Origin of the sequence: Pedobacter sp. JCM 36344 (assembly GCF_046546555.1) — a bacterium.
GTDB lineage: Bacteria > Bacteroidota > Bacteroidia > Sphingobacteriales > Sphingobacteriaceae > Pedobacter.
In genome coordinates, this window is record NZ_JBKHKK010000013.1 from 44,784 (window position 1) to 62,177 (window position 17,394).

Below are 17,394 nucleotides of genomic sequence, written 5' to 3' on the forward strand. Positions count from 1 at the left end.
TAATATCTTGTTGGCACAATCTCTTACTCATCAAAGGTAGCAAAGTCAAGCTCAAACAAAACCATTTCTCAGGGGTTTTACTAGTATGAATAAGTTTGGAATAATTGCAATGACAGCTGTTGTCGCAGCTTTGGTAAGTTTTGGTACTTTTAAATTTGCAACCTCTCAGTTTGTTCCTGACGATGGTAACAATAATTTCGGTGTTACAGCTGCCAGCGCAAAGGGCAGAATAACTGCGGAAGCCCCAGAGTTTATAAATGCTGCGGCGTTGGTCACGCAATCCATTGTTCATATAAAAGTTATGGTCAGCAGAAGCGCTGCCGGGAGCGGCAGGTATGACCCTTATTATGATAGTCCCCGCCAACCACAGTCGGTAATGGGCTCTGGTTCGGGAGTGATATTTAGTGCTGATGGATACATCATCACCAATAATCATGTGGTTAATAGTGCAACTGCAATTCAAGTAATTCTTACTGATAAACGAATTTTTGAAGCAAAGTTAATCGGCGCAGATCCAAATACAGATCTTGCAGTAATAAAGATTGATGCAAAAGACTTAAAGGCAATCACAGTTGGTAATTCTGATCAGGTACAGGTTGGTGAGTGGGTTTTGGCTGCCGGCTATCCATTTTCACTCAATACCACGGTTACCGCAGGTATTGTGAGCGCGAAAGGCAGGAGCATTGGAATTATTGGTCAGAAAGAAGAGGGACAAGACCGACAGTTGGGTAATGCGACCACAATGGGCTCGGCGGTAGAGGCATTTATTCAGACAGATGCAGCCATAAACCCTGGCAACAGCGGCGGGGCGTTGGTTAATACAAGCGGTCAGCTAATTGGCATCAATGCCGCTATAGCTTCTCAAAGTGGTAGCTATGAAGGTTATGGATTTGCGATTCCTGTTAATCTTGCAGACAAAATTGTCAAAGACCTTATCAAATATGGCGAAGTGAGGCGTGGATTGCTGGGTGTAAGCTTTCCCTCGCCCTCTACAGAAGACCAGTTTTTAATTCAACAAGGAATCAAACCAGGAAGTGTTCTGGGTGCGTACATAACCAGTGTTCAACCAGGAAGCGCCGCTGCTCAAGGAGGTTTAAAAGCAGGCGATATTATTCAGGGGATAGATGACGCGACAATTAGTTCTTCTGTAGAACTTTCTGAGCGCATTGCAAGGCATAGTCCGGGCGACGCTGTAAAGTTGAAATACAAACGTGGGCAACAGAACGCAACAACGAATGTTACCCTTCAAGCACAGGAGGCCGCACCAAAATCATCTCGAATGACAGATGCTGACGCTATAACCTCACAACTAGGGGCTTCATTTGCACCGCTGTCAACAGCATTTAAGCAACGCTATGGGTTACCTAGCGGATTGGGAATAAGCAAAGTTGAAGCTGATGGTCTTTTAGCGCAGATTGGTCTCCAGAGCGGCTCTATCATTCTAAGTGTGAATGGTTACCGTGTTAACAGTGTGGGTGATATAGTAAATATTTTCAAAGCATCTACTAACGGAATTATGCGATTTGAATGCTTGACCCCAGAGGGACAAAGAGTAGTATTCAATTTATCATTTGGGGCATAGTTGGATCACCAGTCTATTTTTATCAAAGATACGCCCTGTCTTGGAAGAGCTATATCCAGCGTGGCGGTAGCAGATTTTAAGGTCAATTTCTTAGTGCCTTCCATCATTTTCAACTGCCCTGCTTTTTCTAGTTCTACTACTTGGATTTTAGTTGGGTTTTGAGGTGAGCCCATCTTTTTCCAGACCTCATACGAATTGCTATGTTCGTCGTCAATTCGATAGTGTGTCAGGCTAATCTTTCGCGAAGGAATGTCATTGATCTTTATCTGCACTTTTTCTGCCTTGCCTTTAATATCCAGGTCATGATAATTCCATATCATAACTGCGGCTGAATGCTTATCCTTTGAAGCCAAAACGCCGATATCTGTTTGTTTACCTCTAACGCTTGAATCCATTACCAACTTTAAAGGATACATTCTGTTACTGCTGGCATCTACACGATTTCCACTCATTTTACTAAACATCCTAAATACGTTCAACACCGGTTTATCCACACCATTAGTGGCCAGATCGCGAAAGCCGTAAAACCAGGGTTGGTATTCAAACTCAAAACTCCAGGAAACCGCACCTCTGAAATTTATGCCATATTGATCTTCCAGTTCATACTTTCGCGCAAAAGTTGCTGCTGTATAGCTAGAATACATGGTTCCATTTCGATAGGCATTTTCTTTATTGGTCGCCATGCCACATGCCGCGCAACCCTCCGGGTCAGATTCACCGATGATAAGGGGTATATTTTTAGTCTCGGGATAAGATGCTGCGATCTTGAAACCCATAGCAATATCACGCAGCTGCGGAGCCGCATTCATCTGTACCACTCCGTTAACAACCCTGGGTGAGCCCTTAGCATGGAAGCTAAATAGGTCTAATGGCGCGCCTATTTTTCCAGTAGCGTAATTGGTATCAGTAAGGCAATGTTTAATAAAGGCATTTGCCCATTGCTGTGAGCCTTTACTTGAGGTACCAGCGATGTTCAATCCTCCAATCTTTGCAGTAGGGAGCGCGCGTTTCAAACCGTCTGCCGCATAATCATACAATTTAAAGAACTCTTGTTGTGTGCCCTTCCAATAACCATTTGGTTCATTCCAGACTTCCCAATACCAACTCTCCACTTCCTTTTTACCATACCGCTCCACACTGTGTTTGACCCAGTTGTAAACCAGATCTGCCCATTTTTTATAATCTTTAGGTGGATAGGTCCATCCAGTCATGATATCGCCGTAAGGATCTCCAGGCTTCCAGAAGTGTTTATAAGGATCCGGATGAGTCGATAGAGCCTGAGGCATAAATCCTATTTGAGCGAAGGGTTTCATCCCCCGTTTCACATAGGTGTCGAAAATACTGTCAATGATTTTCCAATCATAAATAGGTTTTCCACTAGCATCCTCTGTGTACGCATTTGTCGATCCCCATTTAAGTGCAGCTACACCATCACCGGTAACTAGCAGACTGTGTGTGCGGACATATACAGGAACCGGACTTAAAGCGGCAAGCTCAGTTAAGAGCTTTTTGCCGTCCTTCATGTACGTATAGTTCGGTTCATCATAACCAAACCATGCCCAAACAGGCTTCATAGGAGCCTTTATTTTGCCCAAGTTAACTATGACTTCTGCTGGTAAATCTCTAGATTGCGAAAAGCAAAACACGGGTCCCATTAGGAAAGTAATGATCAGATATTTAAGAAAATTATACATTTTAAAGGTTGGAATTTTTAATTGTCTGGTAAGTGTCGAGGACAAGTTATAGATTATATTTCTTATGTAATATAACTAGTGTTATCTTTAGTTTAAAAATCAAATAATTCTATCAGTTAATGAGAAAAGTTATTCTACTGATCATTTTTATCTTGAATTACTGCGTGGTCAGCAAAGCACAAAATCCAGATAAAAGTTGGTGGACCTTCAATTACCCCAATTATAAGTCGCTGGACAGCGGGCTATTAAACCTGCGCTATTTAAACGAAAAGTCTGCCGGTGAGAATGGTTTTATCAAGTTAAGTGCTGATGGCAACTCTTTTCTAAACGGAAATGGAAAGGAAGTCCGCTTTTGGGCCAGTAATGGCGGAGGACTGGCAGGAGAGTTTAATGACCTTCAGTTAGACACTCTTGCTAAGTTTCTCGCAAAAACGGGGGTGAATCTTGTTAGATACCACGGTGCCATAAATCCCACTGGAAAGAATTCTAAGCTAACAGATGTCAATAGCAAAGAGCTTAACAATATTTGGCGTTGCGTAGCCGCCATGAAGAAGCAAGGCATTTATACGGTCATCTCTCCTTTTTGGCCTCACAACGGCCATATGGGTGGATGGGTTCCTAAAGAATGGGGTATTGATGGCTATTCAGGACAGGATGATCTTTGGGCGGTATTATATTTTGATGAAAAACTTCAGGAGGCCTACAAAGCATGGGTTAAGCAACTTTATACACTTCCAAATCCCTATACAGGTATCGCACTGAAAGATGAACCAGCGCTAGCAGTCATCCAGATTGAAAATGAGGATTCCGCATTCTTCTGGACATTCTCGAATATTAAACCAGAGCTTGACAAAAAAATTCGAGGCGAATTTGCAGAATGGCTGATAGAAAAATATGGATCAATTAAAAGTTTGATGGTTCATTGGGGTAGTGCCACCGGAAAGAAAGGTGACGACTTTGGCAACAGATTAGTTGGGTTATACCCTATCTATGAACTAACTATTTCTTCAAAGGGATACGATTCGGTAAGGCTAAAAGATCAGACAGAATTTGTAGCCTGGAAGCAACGGTCATTCTATGATGGCATGGCTACCTATTATCGAAGGGATTTGAGTTGCAAGCAACTCATCAATGGAAATAACTGGCGCACAGCTTCTCAGAGCCGGCTGCTTGATTTAGAACGCTGGACGAATAGCGGCGTAGATGTAATGGCAGTAAATAAGTATTTTGATCCTGAGCATCATGGTTCAACAAATGAAGGCTGGCGCATTGACCCACTAGACTTTTACGCTGCGCCTTCTGCACTAAAAAATCCTACTAATCTACCAACTAATATCAAGCATGTAGAGGGGCATCCAATGATGGTAACAGAGAGTGCCTGGAACCTACCTAACAAATATCAGACGGAAGGGGCGTTGCTTGTTGCTTCTTACGGTGGCTTGACTGGTTTAGATGCCTTCTTCTGGTTTAGCCCCACCGCACCTACTTTTGCCAATCAGTTATACTTCAATTTTGTAAATTTAGACGGTCAACATCCTCTAAATAGATGGAGTATCTCTACCCCGGGAGAAATGGGAATGTTCCCGGCAAATGCACTCATTCATAGGTTAGGGTATGTAAAATCGGCAAGATCAGTAACAGAACAGCGCAGTTTAAAGAGCCTATACAATAGGGAAGTTCCCGAAATTTTTGAAGAACAATCTTTCGATCCAAACAGGGACTTTGTATCTGCTGATCCGGCAAATGAAGGTAAAAGAGAACTTTCTCCACTAACTTTTCTTACTGGTGGAGTTGCTACTTCTTACCAGGCTAAGGCAAAAAAAACTAACGTCAAAGGCGATCTGGTAAGGTTAATCGATACGAAGAATGAGACCGTTACCTCTGTCACTTCAGAACAGCAACTCGATTATGGGAATGGAATATTTATATTAAACACACCGAAAGCGAAAGCAGTTTCGGGCTTTCTAAAAGCAAAGACGGTTTTCAATATCGGCAAAAACCTGAGCATCGAATCAGGCAATGAATATGCGACAATCGAACTGGTGAGCATGGATGGAAAAGATATCGAGAGTTCCAAGAAGATACTTTTACAGGTCGGGACTATTTTTAGACCTACTGATTGGAAGGAAGAGGCATCCACTTTTAAAAAAAATAACAAAGAGACGAATGGGTTTAAGATTCTCAATACTGGTAAGATGCCATGGCTGGGAATGCCATTGATCAAAACTGTTATCAGTGTTCAAAACTCATCTATTAAAAAAGCCACGCAACTGGATGCTGCAGGTTATTCCATCAAAGAAATCCCCCTGGAGTTCAAGTCAGGAGGCTTTAAGATCATTTGTCCGGAAGATTCGTACTATATCTTATTGGAACGTTGAATTAAGCTTTAGAATCCTTACTTCGAGCTTTAAACCGAAGATAAGACACAACTGCCAACACAAATACAGAACCAAGCGTTACATAAACCCACGATGGAATTGGAACAGGATCGCCTTGTGCATAAGAGTGTAAACCGGTTAAATAGTAGTTTACTCCGAAATACGTCATAATGATTGTCGAAAATCCAATTAGGGAAAGCAAGTTGAATATGTATTTGCTTCGTAACCCGGGTATCAGCCTGGTGTGTAAAATAAATGCGTAAACAATCACAGAGATAAATGCCCAGGTTTCCTTTGGATCCCAGCTCCAATACCTTCCCCAGCTTTCGTTCGCCCAGATCCCGCCTAAAAAGGTGCCTACAGTAAGAAGAAATAACCCGATAGTCAGCGACATCTCATTAACTATTGCCAGCTCAGTTACAGAGGCCTTTACCTTGGAACTGATCTTATCGCTGTCAATAATAAATAGGATTAATACTACTGTTCCGATCAGTGCACTCAGGCCAAAAAAACCATAGCTGGATGTAATAATGGCTACGTGAATCATCAACCAGTACGATTTAAGTACTGGAACCAGCATCGTAATTTGAGGGTTCATCTGAGAGCCTCCATGAGCAAACCCCATCAATATTACTGCAATCAAACAACCTGCAGCAGGGATAAATGCATTACTATTTCTATACATCAATAAGCCCGAAAGTACACCAATCCAGCTGATAAACAGTACAGCTTCATATCCATTACTCCATGGTTCGTGACCTGAAATATACCATCGAACACCTAGGCCTATTGCTTGTAATAGCGCAGCTACTGCGATAAGTACTAAAACAAATGTGACAACTTTATTTAAGGTTTTTGAGGTTTTGAAGAGCTTTAAAAATGCCAGCGAGAGTATTAATGTTCCTAATAACGCATAACAAATCATGAGGTTCAAAAAGAGATTCCAGGAGTTATAGCTTACTTCGAAAGCGACCTTCGTCGCGGAAGGCACTACGTTCTTGCCATATTTCTGTTGTGCATCGCCAATGCTTTTAAGTTCGGAATCTGCGGCCTGCCAGTTTCCTGTCGCCTGACCCCGGTTGACGGCGCCAACATAACGATCAAAGGCATTTGGGGTGGCTGTACTGTCCATATTTATGGTAGACATTGCTTCCCAGGTATTATTTTTGTCGCCTACTATAGGGAACACACGCAGGTATTGTCCGCGGATCAATTGTCCCATTGCCTCCAATTTATCATTCAGGTCAATAAGATCTTTATCATGACTATCCTGCTCTGATGCCTTTTTAGCGAAGGCTGTCATGTATTCGTCTTTCAGTACAAACTCGGCACTGCCATCATCGTGCATTCTAATCAGGTTAACCATGGAAGTATAGCCTTCTGGAGTTGCATTTACGGATTTGAGGATATCTTTACCGCCTTTCGTGCTCACCTTAAATATCGGCACGTTTATCCAGCTGAAAGGACGAGTAGACATAGATAGAAAAAACTGGTTGGCATTGAGTGTATAGAAACGATCTTTTCCATGCAACTTCCTCAATATCTCTAATGCCATTGTGTTCAATGGTTCGATCCTACCGTCAATATTTTGAACGAGCAAGTGCCCGAACTTATCTGCATGCGCTATATCTATTTTAAGCGCTGATGCAAAATCTGCAGGGTTCTGATTTTCCATTGGTCTGAATGGTCGCGCAGGTGATGCTGTAGCAGATTGCGCCGGACCATGATCATGTACTTCGCCTGGCTTGTGAACGTGCTCAGTTCCGTCTTTGCCATGCATATCGATTTCCTGACTAAATGCCGCACCCACGGGAAGGAAGAACAACAACAATAAAACTGCTTTAGATTTCGACAGGGATTTTAATTGTTCGTTCAATTTAGAAAAGTGGGTTCCTTTCCAAAATAAGGTGACGAACAACCCCAGAAATAAAAGCGTGTACCCTATGTAGGTAACTCTTGTTCCCAATTCATCATGATTGACAGACAAAATGGTTCCTTTTTCATCTTCATCGAAGCTGGATTGGAAGAAACGATAACCTGAGTGATCCAATACGTGATTCATAAAGATCTTGTAGGGAGTTTGAGTGTTTCCGTCTTCAATGATAACATCAGATGAATAAGCGGCGGGACTATTGCTGCCTGGATATTTCTCCATTTTAAACTTAGCTAGCTTTAAAGCAAAAGGTGTTTTATAAACTTTAGAGCCGTATGCTATTGAGATTTTTAACCCACCAACTTCGCTCTGGTGCTGAAAATTAGTCATCCCTTTACCTCCGGAAAATGATACGGTGTCTACTGCAGTTGGGGTAGTAACTTCCACCTTCACCAGATCAAGATCATTCTGGTGCGTGCGTTTATCACCTTCAAAATATTCAACACTACCATTAACCGCTGGTTCGGGAACTACAAAAGCCAGGTTACCGTAGGTATATAGACTGCGAAGGTTGAAAGGTTGAGGAACATCATCTCCTGTTACCACCTTACGTTCTTGTGTGGCCATGATCATATAATTACCTTCATAAGGAGACGAGATGCGGAATGACCCCGTGGTGTTGTCGATATTAATGGCTCCAGGAGTAGGCTTATTAAAGCTAACCAGCATATTTTGCATCAACTGAACATTTCCTGTGGGTATGTACTTATTTACACGTTTTCCGTTCTCCAAAACCACCATGTGTAATATTGCAGTTCCCGAAGTATTGCGCATTAATGTATCCTGAGCTCTCGCATAAAAATCAACAACTTTCAATTTCACTCGCTCTCCTTTGTAATCGTACTCTGAAACAAAAGTCTTTTTAAATGCTTTTAAATAGCTTGGGATTCTGTTTGAGAGCAGTGTAGCACGAACGTCATCATAAGCTAGCACGTCCTCCCCTTTCGCAATCTGAACCTTGAAGAAAGTAGCATCTGAAATTACATCGCTGCTTGCCTCACCTTCACGAATGTGCATGGAACCTTCAAAACTAACATACCTTGTAATGTATCCTCCAATGAAAATAATGATAAATGCAATGTGAAAAACCAGTAAAGGCCACTTTTTTCTTTGTGTTAACTGATACCTCTTAATATTTCCAACAAAGTTTAAGATTAGGATAAGCATTACCAATTCAAACCACCAACAATCGTAGATCAGCGCCTTTGCTACAGGAGTACCATAATCGTTTTCTACAAATGTGGCCATGGCCATGGAAAAAGCATAAATTAACAGCATTATACCCGTAGTTCGGGTAGAGAAAAGTATTTTGCCTAGAGTTTTAAACATTTGGTATTACTAAATGAGGTTTCAAGTCTGTATTTAGCAAAGATGCCGCTCGAAACTGACAAAAATAAAACACTGCTGTATTATGGCAAAAATAAGACTTTATAGGCGTTTAGCATATTTCTCTGGAGAACTGGTATATTCGTTGCCACTATGGGTTACGCAAAAGAAAGAGGAAAGCTTGAACAGCTAGCAACAAAGATTAAAACGGTCAATACTTACGATGAAAAGAATCTCGCAATTCTTGTTGATGGTCATGAGAAATATTCCCATACGGTAAGAATCCTGAAAAACAAAGAACCAGAAACCTTTGAAGAACTATATAAGGTGGAATTACAAAAAGTAAAAGATGGTCGTAAGGTCCTCAAAGAAAGTGAAACTGATGAATCAACGCAGAACAACTTTCTAGTTTACAAAAATGCCCTGTTAACTGCCTTAGAAAAGACAATCCAAGCGACGCTCGATTCTTTATAAGGAAAAAACAAATTCCTGGCTATCCTGTTTTAGCTGTATAACAAACTTTGAAATTATGGAAATCCAGGATCAAAACCACAAAGAAGAAAATACTGAAAACAACAAAAACAACGCCGGTTATAGTAAAGGTGAGTCAGAATACGCGGATGGCAAAGGCACTCGACTTGATGACGCTATCGACCGCGAGAATAAAGGTTCCAAACAAAAGGAGCAGAAAAGCGGATCATCTGAGGGAGAGGCTGATTTCGAAAATCCCGATGATGATCCTGCTTAAGTGTCAAGTCAGCAATATGGCCTTCTAATTTTACTAGTTAGCTTTTGATAATTTTGTAAACGTTACCTTGTTTGTTACCAGGGCCAGTATCTGGATTAGTTAGCATATACAATTCACCCATCGAGTCTTCAGCAAATCCAGTGACTTTCATACCCTCAGGTAGATTCTTAAAAATCACTCTACCCCTTTGCCAACTCGACCCAATTTTCTTGAGGTAAAAAGCTGGGCCTGTCCAATCGGCGAAGAAGTATTTACCTTTTAAAACGGGGATCGATTTTCCGTTGTAAACGTAACCGCCTGTGATGGAAACGCCTTCTCTATGATTGTATTCTGCAATAGGCTTGATAATTCCTTTGATATCGCAACCTGTCGCTGGATTATAACAATGATTACCCTCGACAAGTCGCCAGCCATAGTTTCCACCTTTCTTGATGATATCAACTTCTTCCCAAGTATCCTGGCCTACATCTCCTACGAACAGTTGTCCTGATGTCTTATCAAACGACATTCTGTATGGATTGCGAAAGCCATAAGCCCATATTTCTCCTCTAGTTCCTTGTTTACCAACAAAAGGATTGTCTTTAGGAATGCGATATGCAGAGTCTGTATTTATATCAACACGTAGAATCTTTCCAAGCAGGGTGTTTAGATTTTGCCCATTGCCAGTTTCACCATGTTTATCACCTTGTCCACCTCCATCTCCAAAGGAAATATATAAATAGCCATCTGGACCGAACTGGACCGAACCGCCATTATGGTTACCATCTGGTTTGTCCGCTGTTATAATAATCTTTTCACTGTTCTCTTCCACCTTTTCTTCGTTTGCAGCAAGTTTATATTCAGCGATAACATCTTTATGATTAAATTTTCCATAGGAAGGAACGCTGTAAAAGACGTAGAACTTCTTGTTTGTTTTAAATTTCGGATGTAATGCAATGCCAAGAAGTCCGCGTTCTTCATACCCGTTATTCAGCTTTGGCATCTGATTTCCAAGATCTAGCAGGGGTACTTCACTGAGTTTACCATTTTTCATCACCCTTATCTTTCCTGTTTGTTCGGTGATCCAAACGCGTCCATTACCAGGAAATGCCATTGCAGTCGGTGCTTGCAGATTGGCAGCCACACTTTGCACTTTTAGCGTGATTGCTGCTGGATCTATGAAAGAACTCAGTGATAGTCCGAAACCAATTACAGCTAATAATTTAAATTTGTTCGTTTTCATTGCGTGTGTTTATTTTGAATAATTTGGGCTATCTAGTAAAATCAAACCAAAGTATTCCACTTATTTTCTCACCTTTTAGTTGTGCTTTTTGACTTTGAGGCCCCATTTGTTTAGCCGACTGGAACTTAGTACCAATCGCACTAATGTGGTTCATAAAACCTATAGAAGCATCTGGAAAGGCTGGTTCCACATTGTTATTGCTTAAGGCATCTTTTTCTCTCGCAGGTCTTAGCATTTGAAAATAGGTGTTTTTGTTGCCCGAGTAAACCGTGAAATTAGATTCCTCATTTTGAATGGTTACCCAATTGACATCTGAATGGTAACCTTTAAACTCTGGAAATTGCCAGGTCTCCCCTGTAACGGTGTTGTTATATGCTTTTTCCCAAACACCAAATTGCTGCCCTTTTAACCTATTTTGCCAAACACGATACGGTCCTCTACCCAGCCACTTCATCCCAGTTATTTTTTCTTCCGGATAATTGAAAGTGATTCCCGTGTAATCGAAATCCCCCATTTGGCTGTAATTGTATTCCAGTTTAACCGGCTGACCAGTTGAAAATGTCCATTTAGCATTCAGTGATCCCTCACCACCATATTCAGCGTTAATAACCCATTGATCATTAATTTGCCTGGAAGTCCAGTTTCTCAAGCTGGATTTCACTCCAGCAAGCATAGGTCCATTGGACAGCGAAACAGTTCCAGATGGCTTAAGCACTTTTTGCAAAAATCCAGTACTTTTATCAAAATAGTAAACGATGCCATCACAATTCAACTCAAATATGCCTTCGGCGTCTTTTACGCTTATCTTAGTCTTTTGATTATTTGCGCTCAGCAAGGCGGGTGTTACCAGCTTCTGACTAATTTGCCAACTCCAGCTGAAAATCTCTTTATTGTCTGGTCCATATGCCGTTAAATAAAATGCTTCGTTTTTATTCCAGTTTGCCGGCAGCGTTAGACGCAAGTTGCCCTTCTCTCCGGGTTTCAGATCTATAGGCTTAATATTTCCAGCGGACTTCGTCAATGCTTGAGTTGATTTGTTTCCTGCATTTGGAAAATTAACCAATTTCCATTTGAAAGTACATTGGTTCAGATTGGTAAACGAGTAACGGTTTTCCAGCAGAATAGTGCCATTGAAAGTATCTATCGACATCGGAGCTACATAAATCGGCGACCATATCTCCTTGATGGTAAAAAAACTAGCTTCTTTTTCTCTATGCGGTCCGACGATCCCGTCAGGGCCGTGATTTCCATCGGAATCATAAATATTATTCTTATCTGTACGTATTACTGCCTCATCGATGAAGGCCCAGATAAACCCCCCGGCGGCATGAGGATGCTTTAACATCTCCGACCAGAAATCATCAAGGGCCGCTCCCGCACCTCCGTCATAGAGGCCATGCATAAATTCAGTAGTAAAAAATACTTCCTGACCGCTAGCTGAAGTTTTAACGATAGCATTATAATCAGGATAGTGCTTAGTGTCTGTTCCGTTGAACTTTTCCCAAGGATGAATAACTGTACGGTTTTGAGGGTCATACAATTTGTATTCATTATCTAGCTCAGTGTTCCAGCCGCCTTCATTTCCATTGTCCCAAAATAGGATAGAAGGGTGATTAACATCTCTTACAACCAGCTCTTTAACTAGCTTCTTGCCAACTTCTGTATCGTATTTTTGCTGCCATCCGGTAAGTTCATCTAGAACATACAGACCTATAGAGTCGCATACATCAAGGAAATCCTGATCAGGTGGGTAATGAGACATTCTAACTGCATTCATATTCATCTCTTTCATAAGATTAGCATCCAGTGTATGCACATTGTGGCTCAGCGTGCGGCCGGTTTCAGGCCAAAAACTATGTCTATTGCTTCCCTTTAGGATAATTTTTGCGTCATTAACATACAAGCCATCATTCTTTCGTAGCTCCACTGTACGAAAACCGAACTTCTGTTTTACTTTGTGTAATGCTCCTTTGCTATCCTTAAGTGTAACCAATACCTGATAAAGATTAGGAAACTCAGCTGACCATAACATAGGTTTTGCAAAAGAAGATGTTAAAGTCACATGGTCCACATTGGCTACTCCTTTTGAGAATGCAGCAGCCACTTTCTTTCCTTTTAATGTTTGAACCTCAGCTTCGATTACTTCTGTTCCTACCAAGTTTGAGGGATACACATCAACAGCAAAATAACCATCTGCCTTAGCGTTAATAGCCATCCGATCGATAAAACGCTCGGGGACGAGTTCTAGATAGACTGGTCTGAAAATTCCTCCAAAAACCCAGAAGTCACTTTTACGTTCAGCATTGTTGACAGACTGGTTTGCTGAAGTTTTATCAACAGTTACCTCTAGCAGATTCTTATCATTTGCATTTAGCAAAGCCGTTATATCATACTTAAACCTATAAAAACTTCCTTGATGCACAGGGCCCGCGGATTTTCCGTTGACCATTACTTTAGTATCAGTCATTGAGCCTTCAAAAACCAAAAAGACCTTTTTGCCTTTCGCGTTACCGGCATTAAACTCGTGCTTATAACGTCCCTGTTCATTTCCTTTTACTTTATCATGTCCATAATTATAGGTTCCAAATCCTTGAAGCTCCCAGTTGGAAGGAACGGGTATCTTAAACCATTCGCCGCTCTTCCTGCCTTCCGTGCAATAGAAATCCCATAAAACGGTATTATTCTTATCGGTACCCGATAAATATTTAGTGATAGTTTCCTGCCCCAGGCTTTGAAAATAGGTCAGTATAAATAGCAGAGGAAATAATATTTTCTTCATAGTGATATATTTGGTGTATGCTTCAAACAAGATTAGAAATTACAGGCCGACAAACAAAGGTTATGGGCAACTAAAACTACGCAATCGTTCTCATTTCTATTTTTTTATCTATACTTGTTTATGTTTCAGGCAGTCACAATTAAGCAAATTGCTCATGCACTATCGGTATCCGTTTCGACAGTATCGCGTGCGTTAAGTGATAGCCATGAAATAAGCGAAGGAACGAAGAAGCTAGTTCGGGAGTATGCAAAAAAGATTAATTATCGATCTAATCCAATTGCCAGAAGCCTGAAGAACGGTCGTAGTAACTCTATTGGGATACTTGTAAGCGATATTGCCAATAGTTTTTTTTCACAAACCATCAATGGTATTGAATCAATCGCTTATGAAAAGGGATATCATGTAATCATCACCCAAAGTCATGATGCCTATGAGCGGGAAGTGAGCAACATTGGCCACCTAGCTAGTCGTTCGGTCGATGGGATATTAATTTCTATGTCTTCTGAGACTACCAATTACGATCATATTACCCAACTCCATGAACGTGGCATGCCTATCGTGTTCTTCGACAGAATAATTGATGAAATGGAAACATTTAAAGTGACAACTGATAATTTTAAGTCTGCATTTGAAGCGACTCGGCTATTGATAGAAAAAGGCAACCGAAATATTGCTTTTTTGGGGAACGCGCCTCAACTTTCTATTTCTATTCAAAGGTTCAACGGTTATAAAGCTGCTTTGGAAGCTAACGACATTACTTTTGAGGATCGACTAATTAAACATTGCCATGAGGGAGGACGCAATATTGAGGAAATTGAACTCGCCTTAACTGAATTTAGATCTGGATCAGTGGATGCATTACTTATTGCAAGTGACCAAATCAGTACTTCAACTATGCGTGTATTGGCAAAAATCAACTATGCAGAAAACCTTACCATCATTGGATTTTCCAATTCAGATGTAATTGACTTATTGTCGCCAGGCATTTCCTACATCAGACAGAATGCTTTTGGAATCGGTCAAATAGCTGCTGAAATGCTGATCAAGCTTATTGAAAGCAAGTATCCGGTATACGATTTTGAAACTAGACTTTTAGATGCCGAACTCCATTGGAGGGGAATTTAACCGTTTTATTCTACTGCCTCAATATTTTCTTAAAAAGATCTAGTTAATCACATGATTGACGACCATAGTGCTTGTTGATGATATTGGAAACTGGACGAATTTATGATTTGTCTTTACCTCTAACCTGAATTATTGTCCCTTTAGTGCAATCTAAAGAGACAATTCAATCCTTGGTAAATGGATTAAACAATCACAACTTTCCAACTTTGTTTTTTGAGAAAATACTGTCGTTGATATGTGGTTTGTACTGAAGTTTTTCAAATACCGCTCCGCTATGTGTTTTATGGCTGTTTCCTTCGGGCCGAGCGCTAGCAGACACGAAGCAGACCCGAAGCAGACACGAAGCCAAGACATAGCTGAGGGCACTAGTAATAAACTAGTAACGCCGTTCTTTGTGACCCTAAAATTGGGAAATGTAGAAGTATAAAGTAGCATAATTAGAAGCAGCATTGGTTGATTGCTTAAACGAACCTACAATACTGCTGTTTAAAAAAAGCAGATTTAATATTTAAAAAAGGTCAACTGCTCACTTAAATTGGTAAGTGTGCACATAAATCCTTAAGTGCACACTTAAAAGACTATAAAAACATTGGTTGCTGTGTAAATCAAACAGTCACCTATTGCATTAGTACTGACTGATAAATGCTTTCCTGGGTATCATATGAAGATAGCTAAAATCGCCTGAAAGCTGTCTTCGGTGTTTCAACTGGTACAGAAAATACCCACCAAGATCAAATATAATTGGGGCCTTTGCTTGGTACCATACGCTGTGTGGATGTTTCCAGCAGAAAGAATAGTAATGGGATGTCAGTGGTATACTACGCAATTCAGGGTGATGGAAAGTTAGGGCTTTTGGCTTTCCCAAGCCATTCGTAATATCAGACTTCCTGATCATTTTTAAATGATCCGTATGGCAAAATTCATAGTTACTTAAACGGGGATCATCTACATCGGGAAGACTTTTCAAAATCCTGAAGCCTTTGAATTTCTTGCCGTTCAAGATCCAGATCATCTTAGGGTAAAAGGTTTCGCGACTCGTCAATTCATCAATACAGATTGGAGAATTCTGAAACTCAAGCGTAGTTCCACAAGCGGTATGAACGTCTGCCCTATGCAATTGCCCCATCGCCGGATCAGCGAAACTTACCTCCCTAAACTCTTTAGCAAACGCTTTTTTCCAATCCCGATGCCATGGAGTTTCTCCAATATATTGTACTTCTGCATTAAACACGAGACAAATCTATACTAATGTCATTAGTATTCAAAAATTTTTTAGAAATGTAAAATGTTTGAAGCTACCTTCATGATGGCGCTGGACAATTCTGTAATTTCGGGATTCAATTTATATCCGTTAAATTGGGAACCATTAAACCACACAACAAATTGAAATACAAATTTACGATCGACAACTACCCCAACTCCACATTTGAATTAGAATCTTCTGTTCTGACTGGGAGGTCATACTTATCCATGGATGGAAAATTACTGAAGCAGTCTACAGAAAAAGGTCAGCCATTCCTGATACCTACCACGAGTGGTATCGTGAAAGGCTTTCCAAAATCTACCTTTCCGGATTTCGCGCCTACATTAGTAATCGACGGTCGGAAACATTTAGTAGCAAAAAAGTTAGAGTGGTATCAGTTTGTACTTGGAGCACTTCCAGTATTACTCGTTTTTGTAGGTGGGGCTGTGGGTGGCGCATTGGGTATAGCAGCCACCATATTCAATTTTCAGGCATTTAGAAGTGACAACAACATGAGCACAAAATACGCAAGGGTTATTGTGACAAATATCGCGGCTTATGTGATATTTCTGGTATTGGCTAACCTGGTATTGAAACAAGTCAATGGTTAATTGATAACCAAATCAGGATATTCTTCGATTTTAATGTCTCTATAAAAAATTTCAGCACCTTCGGATTGAAGTAAAATGCGACCGCTATTTAGGCTGACATATTCACCTTCATTCACCAAAACACCGTTGACGATAAAATTAAATTTGCCATTTTTAGAGATGATTTCCACTTTATTCCATTCCCCATGACTCCGCTCGCCATCTCTTATTTTCATTACTGTAGCGTAGTCCTTAGGTTCTGTTTTTATACCGTCAACAAAAGCGGTGACACTGTCAACTAGCCATAGATCGCCAACATCACCCTCTTGGATTTGACATTCTACAGATTTAGGCCAGATTTTATCCTTCAGTATTTCTACGTTGTAACACACCCCTGCATCTCTTTTATCGTGTTCGCGAGGTGGATATTTCTTCTCACCCCATTTAAATTCCAGTGAAAGATGAAAATTTTTATAGCTTTTCTTTGTGGCAATGTATCCAAAATCCTGACCTGAAACATGAAGTACACCGTCTTCTATTTTAAAGACATTTTGCGGATCTCTATTAACGCCTTGTTTTTGTAGAAACTTAGTCCAGCCTTCCAAATCTTTCCCATTGAAAATAGGTTTTATTTTGTTTATTTGCGCATTCACGAATACGCAGGGAAATAAAGTAAGGAGTAAAAGAATTTGTTTCATATGGTTTACTAAAGTAAGAAAATTAGCGATAAATTCATTGACACCAGAAGTTACCTGGTTTACCAGCATTAATTCA

Annotated in this window: 12 protein-coding genes; 6 read left to right on the top strand and 6 right to left on the bottom strand. The window is 40.6% G+C overall.

Annotated elements, in window-relative coordinates:
* The first annotated feature begins 85 nt into the window (after positions 1 to 85).
* A complete protein-coding gene (locus ACHFIZ_RS13260; protein ID WP_410886618.1) occupies positions 86 to 1,582 on the top strand; it encodes a trypsin-like peptidase domain-containing protein in 1,497 nt (498 codons plus the stop codon).
* A 5-nt stretch (positions 1,583 to 1,587) separates the two neighbouring features.
* Here ACHFIZ_RS13260 and ACHFIZ_RS13265 read toward each other — a convergent pair whose 3' ends face one another.
* Positions 1,588 to 3,276, bottom strand: a complete 1,689-nt coding sequence (locus ACHFIZ_RS13265; RefSeq protein WP_410886620.1) for a GH39 family glycosyl hydrolase — start codon at positions 3,274 to 3,276, stop codon at positions 1,588 to 1,590.
* A gap of 119 nt (positions 3,277 to 3,395) precedes the next feature.
* Here ACHFIZ_RS13265 and ACHFIZ_RS13270 point away from each other — a divergent pair, with 119 nt between their 5' ends.
* The gene (locus ACHFIZ_RS13270; RefSeq protein WP_410886622.1) at positions 3,396 to 5,654 is read left to right on the top strand and encodes a hypothetical protein; all 2,259 of its coding nucleotides are present in this window, start codon (positions 3,396 to 3,398) and stop codon (positions 5,652 to 5,654) included.
* A gap of 1 nt (position 5,655) precedes the next feature.
* On the opposite strand, the gene ccsB is transcribed toward ACHFIZ_RS13270, so the two are convergent.
* Positions 5,656 to 8,916 (bottom strand): c-type cytochrome biogenesis protein CcsB, encoded by a 3,261-nt coding sequence (ccsB, locus tag ACHFIZ_RS13275; protein ID WP_410886624.1) that lies wholly within the window; start codon positions 8,914 to 8,916, stop codon positions 5,656 to 5,658.
* Positions 8,917 to 9,066: 150 nt separating this feature from the next.
* Between ccsB and ACHFIZ_RS13280 the strand changes: the two genes are divergently transcribed.
* Both ACHFIZ_RS13280 and ACHFIZ_RS13285 read left to right on the top strand, forming a co-directional pair.
* Complete coding sequence (locus ACHFIZ_RS13280) at positions 9,067 to 9,387, top strand: hypothetical protein (RefSeq protein WP_410886626.1); 321 nt, start codon at positions 9,067 to 9,069, stop codon at positions 9,385 to 9,387.
* A gap of 55 nt (positions 9,388 to 9,442) precedes the next feature.
* The gene (locus ACHFIZ_RS13285; RefSeq protein ID WP_410886628.1) at positions 9,443 to 9,661 is read left to right on the top strand and encodes a hypothetical protein; all 219 of its coding nucleotides are present in this window, start codon (positions 9,443 to 9,445) and stop codon (positions 9,659 to 9,661) included.
* Between the two features lie 37 nt (positions 9,662 to 9,698).
* Here ACHFIZ_RS13285 and ACHFIZ_RS13290 read toward each other — a convergent pair whose 3' ends face one another.
* A complete protein-coding gene (locus ACHFIZ_RS13290) occupies positions 9,699 to 10,883 on the bottom strand; it encodes a PQQ-dependent sugar dehydrogenase (protein ID WP_410886630.1) in 1,185 nt (394 codons plus the stop codon).
* 28 nt (positions 10,884 to 10,911) lie between these two features.
* On the bottom strand, positions 10,912 to 13,662 hold the full coding sequence (locus ACHFIZ_RS13295; protein WP_410886632.1) for a glycoside hydrolase family 2 TIM barrel-domain containing protein: 2,751 nt from the start codon (positions 13,660 to 13,662) through the stop codon (positions 10,912 to 10,914).
* Between the two features lie 120 nt (positions 13,663 to 13,782).
* On the opposite strand from ACHFIZ_RS13295, the gene ACHFIZ_RS13300 reads away from it, so the two are divergent.
* Entirely contained in the window at positions 13,783 to 14,787 is a 1,005-nt protein-coding gene (locus tag ACHFIZ_RS13300; RefSeq protein WP_410886634.1) for a LacI family DNA-binding transcriptional regulator, read from the top strand.
* Positions 14,788 to 15,412: 625 nt separating this feature from the next.
* Here ACHFIZ_RS13300 and ACHFIZ_RS13305 read toward each other — a convergent pair.
* Positions 15,413 to 16,018 (bottom strand): competence protein, encoded by a 606-nt coding sequence (locus ACHFIZ_RS13305; protein ID WP_410886636.1) that lies wholly within the window; start codon positions 16,016 to 16,018, stop codon positions 15,413 to 15,415.
* Positions 16,019 to 16,170: 152 nt separating this feature from the next.
* Between ACHFIZ_RS13305 and ACHFIZ_RS13310 the strand changes: the two genes are divergently transcribed.
* Positions 16,171 to 16,641: a hypothetical protein gene (locus ACHFIZ_RS13310; protein WP_410886638.1), complete on the top strand. Its 471-nt coding sequence runs from the start codon at positions 16,171 to 16,173 to the stop codon at positions 16,639 to 16,641.
* On the opposite strand, the gene ACHFIZ_RS13315 is transcribed toward ACHFIZ_RS13310, so the two are convergent.
* On the bottom strand, positions 16,638 to 17,387 hold the full coding sequence (locus tag ACHFIZ_RS13315) for a DUF1080 domain-containing protein (protein WP_410886640.1): 750 nt from the start codon (positions 17,385 to 17,387) through the stop codon (positions 16,638 to 16,640). The genes ACHFIZ_RS13310 and ACHFIZ_RS13315 overlap by 4 nt on opposite strands.
* Positions 17,388 to 17,394 lie beyond the last annotated feature (7 nt).

Coding starts and splice junctions, on each gene's coding strand:
- ACHFIZ_RS13260 (WP_410886618.1), top strand. CDS start 86: ATGAATAAGTTTGGAATAATTGCAATGACAGCTGTTGTCGCAGCTTTG.
- ACHFIZ_RS13265 (WP_410886620.1), bottom strand. CDS start 3,276: ATGTATAATTTTCTTAAATATCTGATCATTACTTTCCTAATGGGACCC.
- ACHFIZ_RS13270 (WP_410886622.1), top strand. CDS start 3,396: ATGAGAAAAGTTATTCTACTGATCATTTTTATCTTGAATTACTGCGTG.
- ccsB (WP_410886624.1), bottom strand. CDS start 8,916: ATGTTTAAAACTCTAGGCAAAATACTTTTCTCTACCCGAACTACGGGT.
- ACHFIZ_RS13280 (WP_410886626.1), top strand. CDS start 9,067: ATGGGTTACGCAAAAGAAAGAGGAAAGCTTGAACAGCTAGCAACAAAG.
- ACHFIZ_RS13285 (WP_410886628.1), top strand. CDS start 9,443: ATGGAAATCCAGGATCAAAACCACAAAGAAGAAAATACTGAAAACAAC.
- ACHFIZ_RS13290 (WP_410886630.1), bottom strand. CDS start 10,883: ATGAAAACGAACAAATTTAAATTATTAGCTGTAATTGGTTTCGGACTA.
- ACHFIZ_RS13295 (WP_410886632.1), bottom strand. CDS start 13,662: ATGAAGAAAATATTATTTCCTCTGCTATTTATACTGACCTATTTTCAA.
- ACHFIZ_RS13300 (WP_410886634.1), top strand. CDS start 13,783: ATGTTTCAGGCAGTCACAATTAAGCAAATTGCTCATGCACTATCGGTA.
- ACHFIZ_RS13315 (WP_410886640.1), bottom strand. CDS start 17,387: ATGCTGGTAAACCAGGTAACTTCTGGTGTCAATGAATTTATCGCTAAT.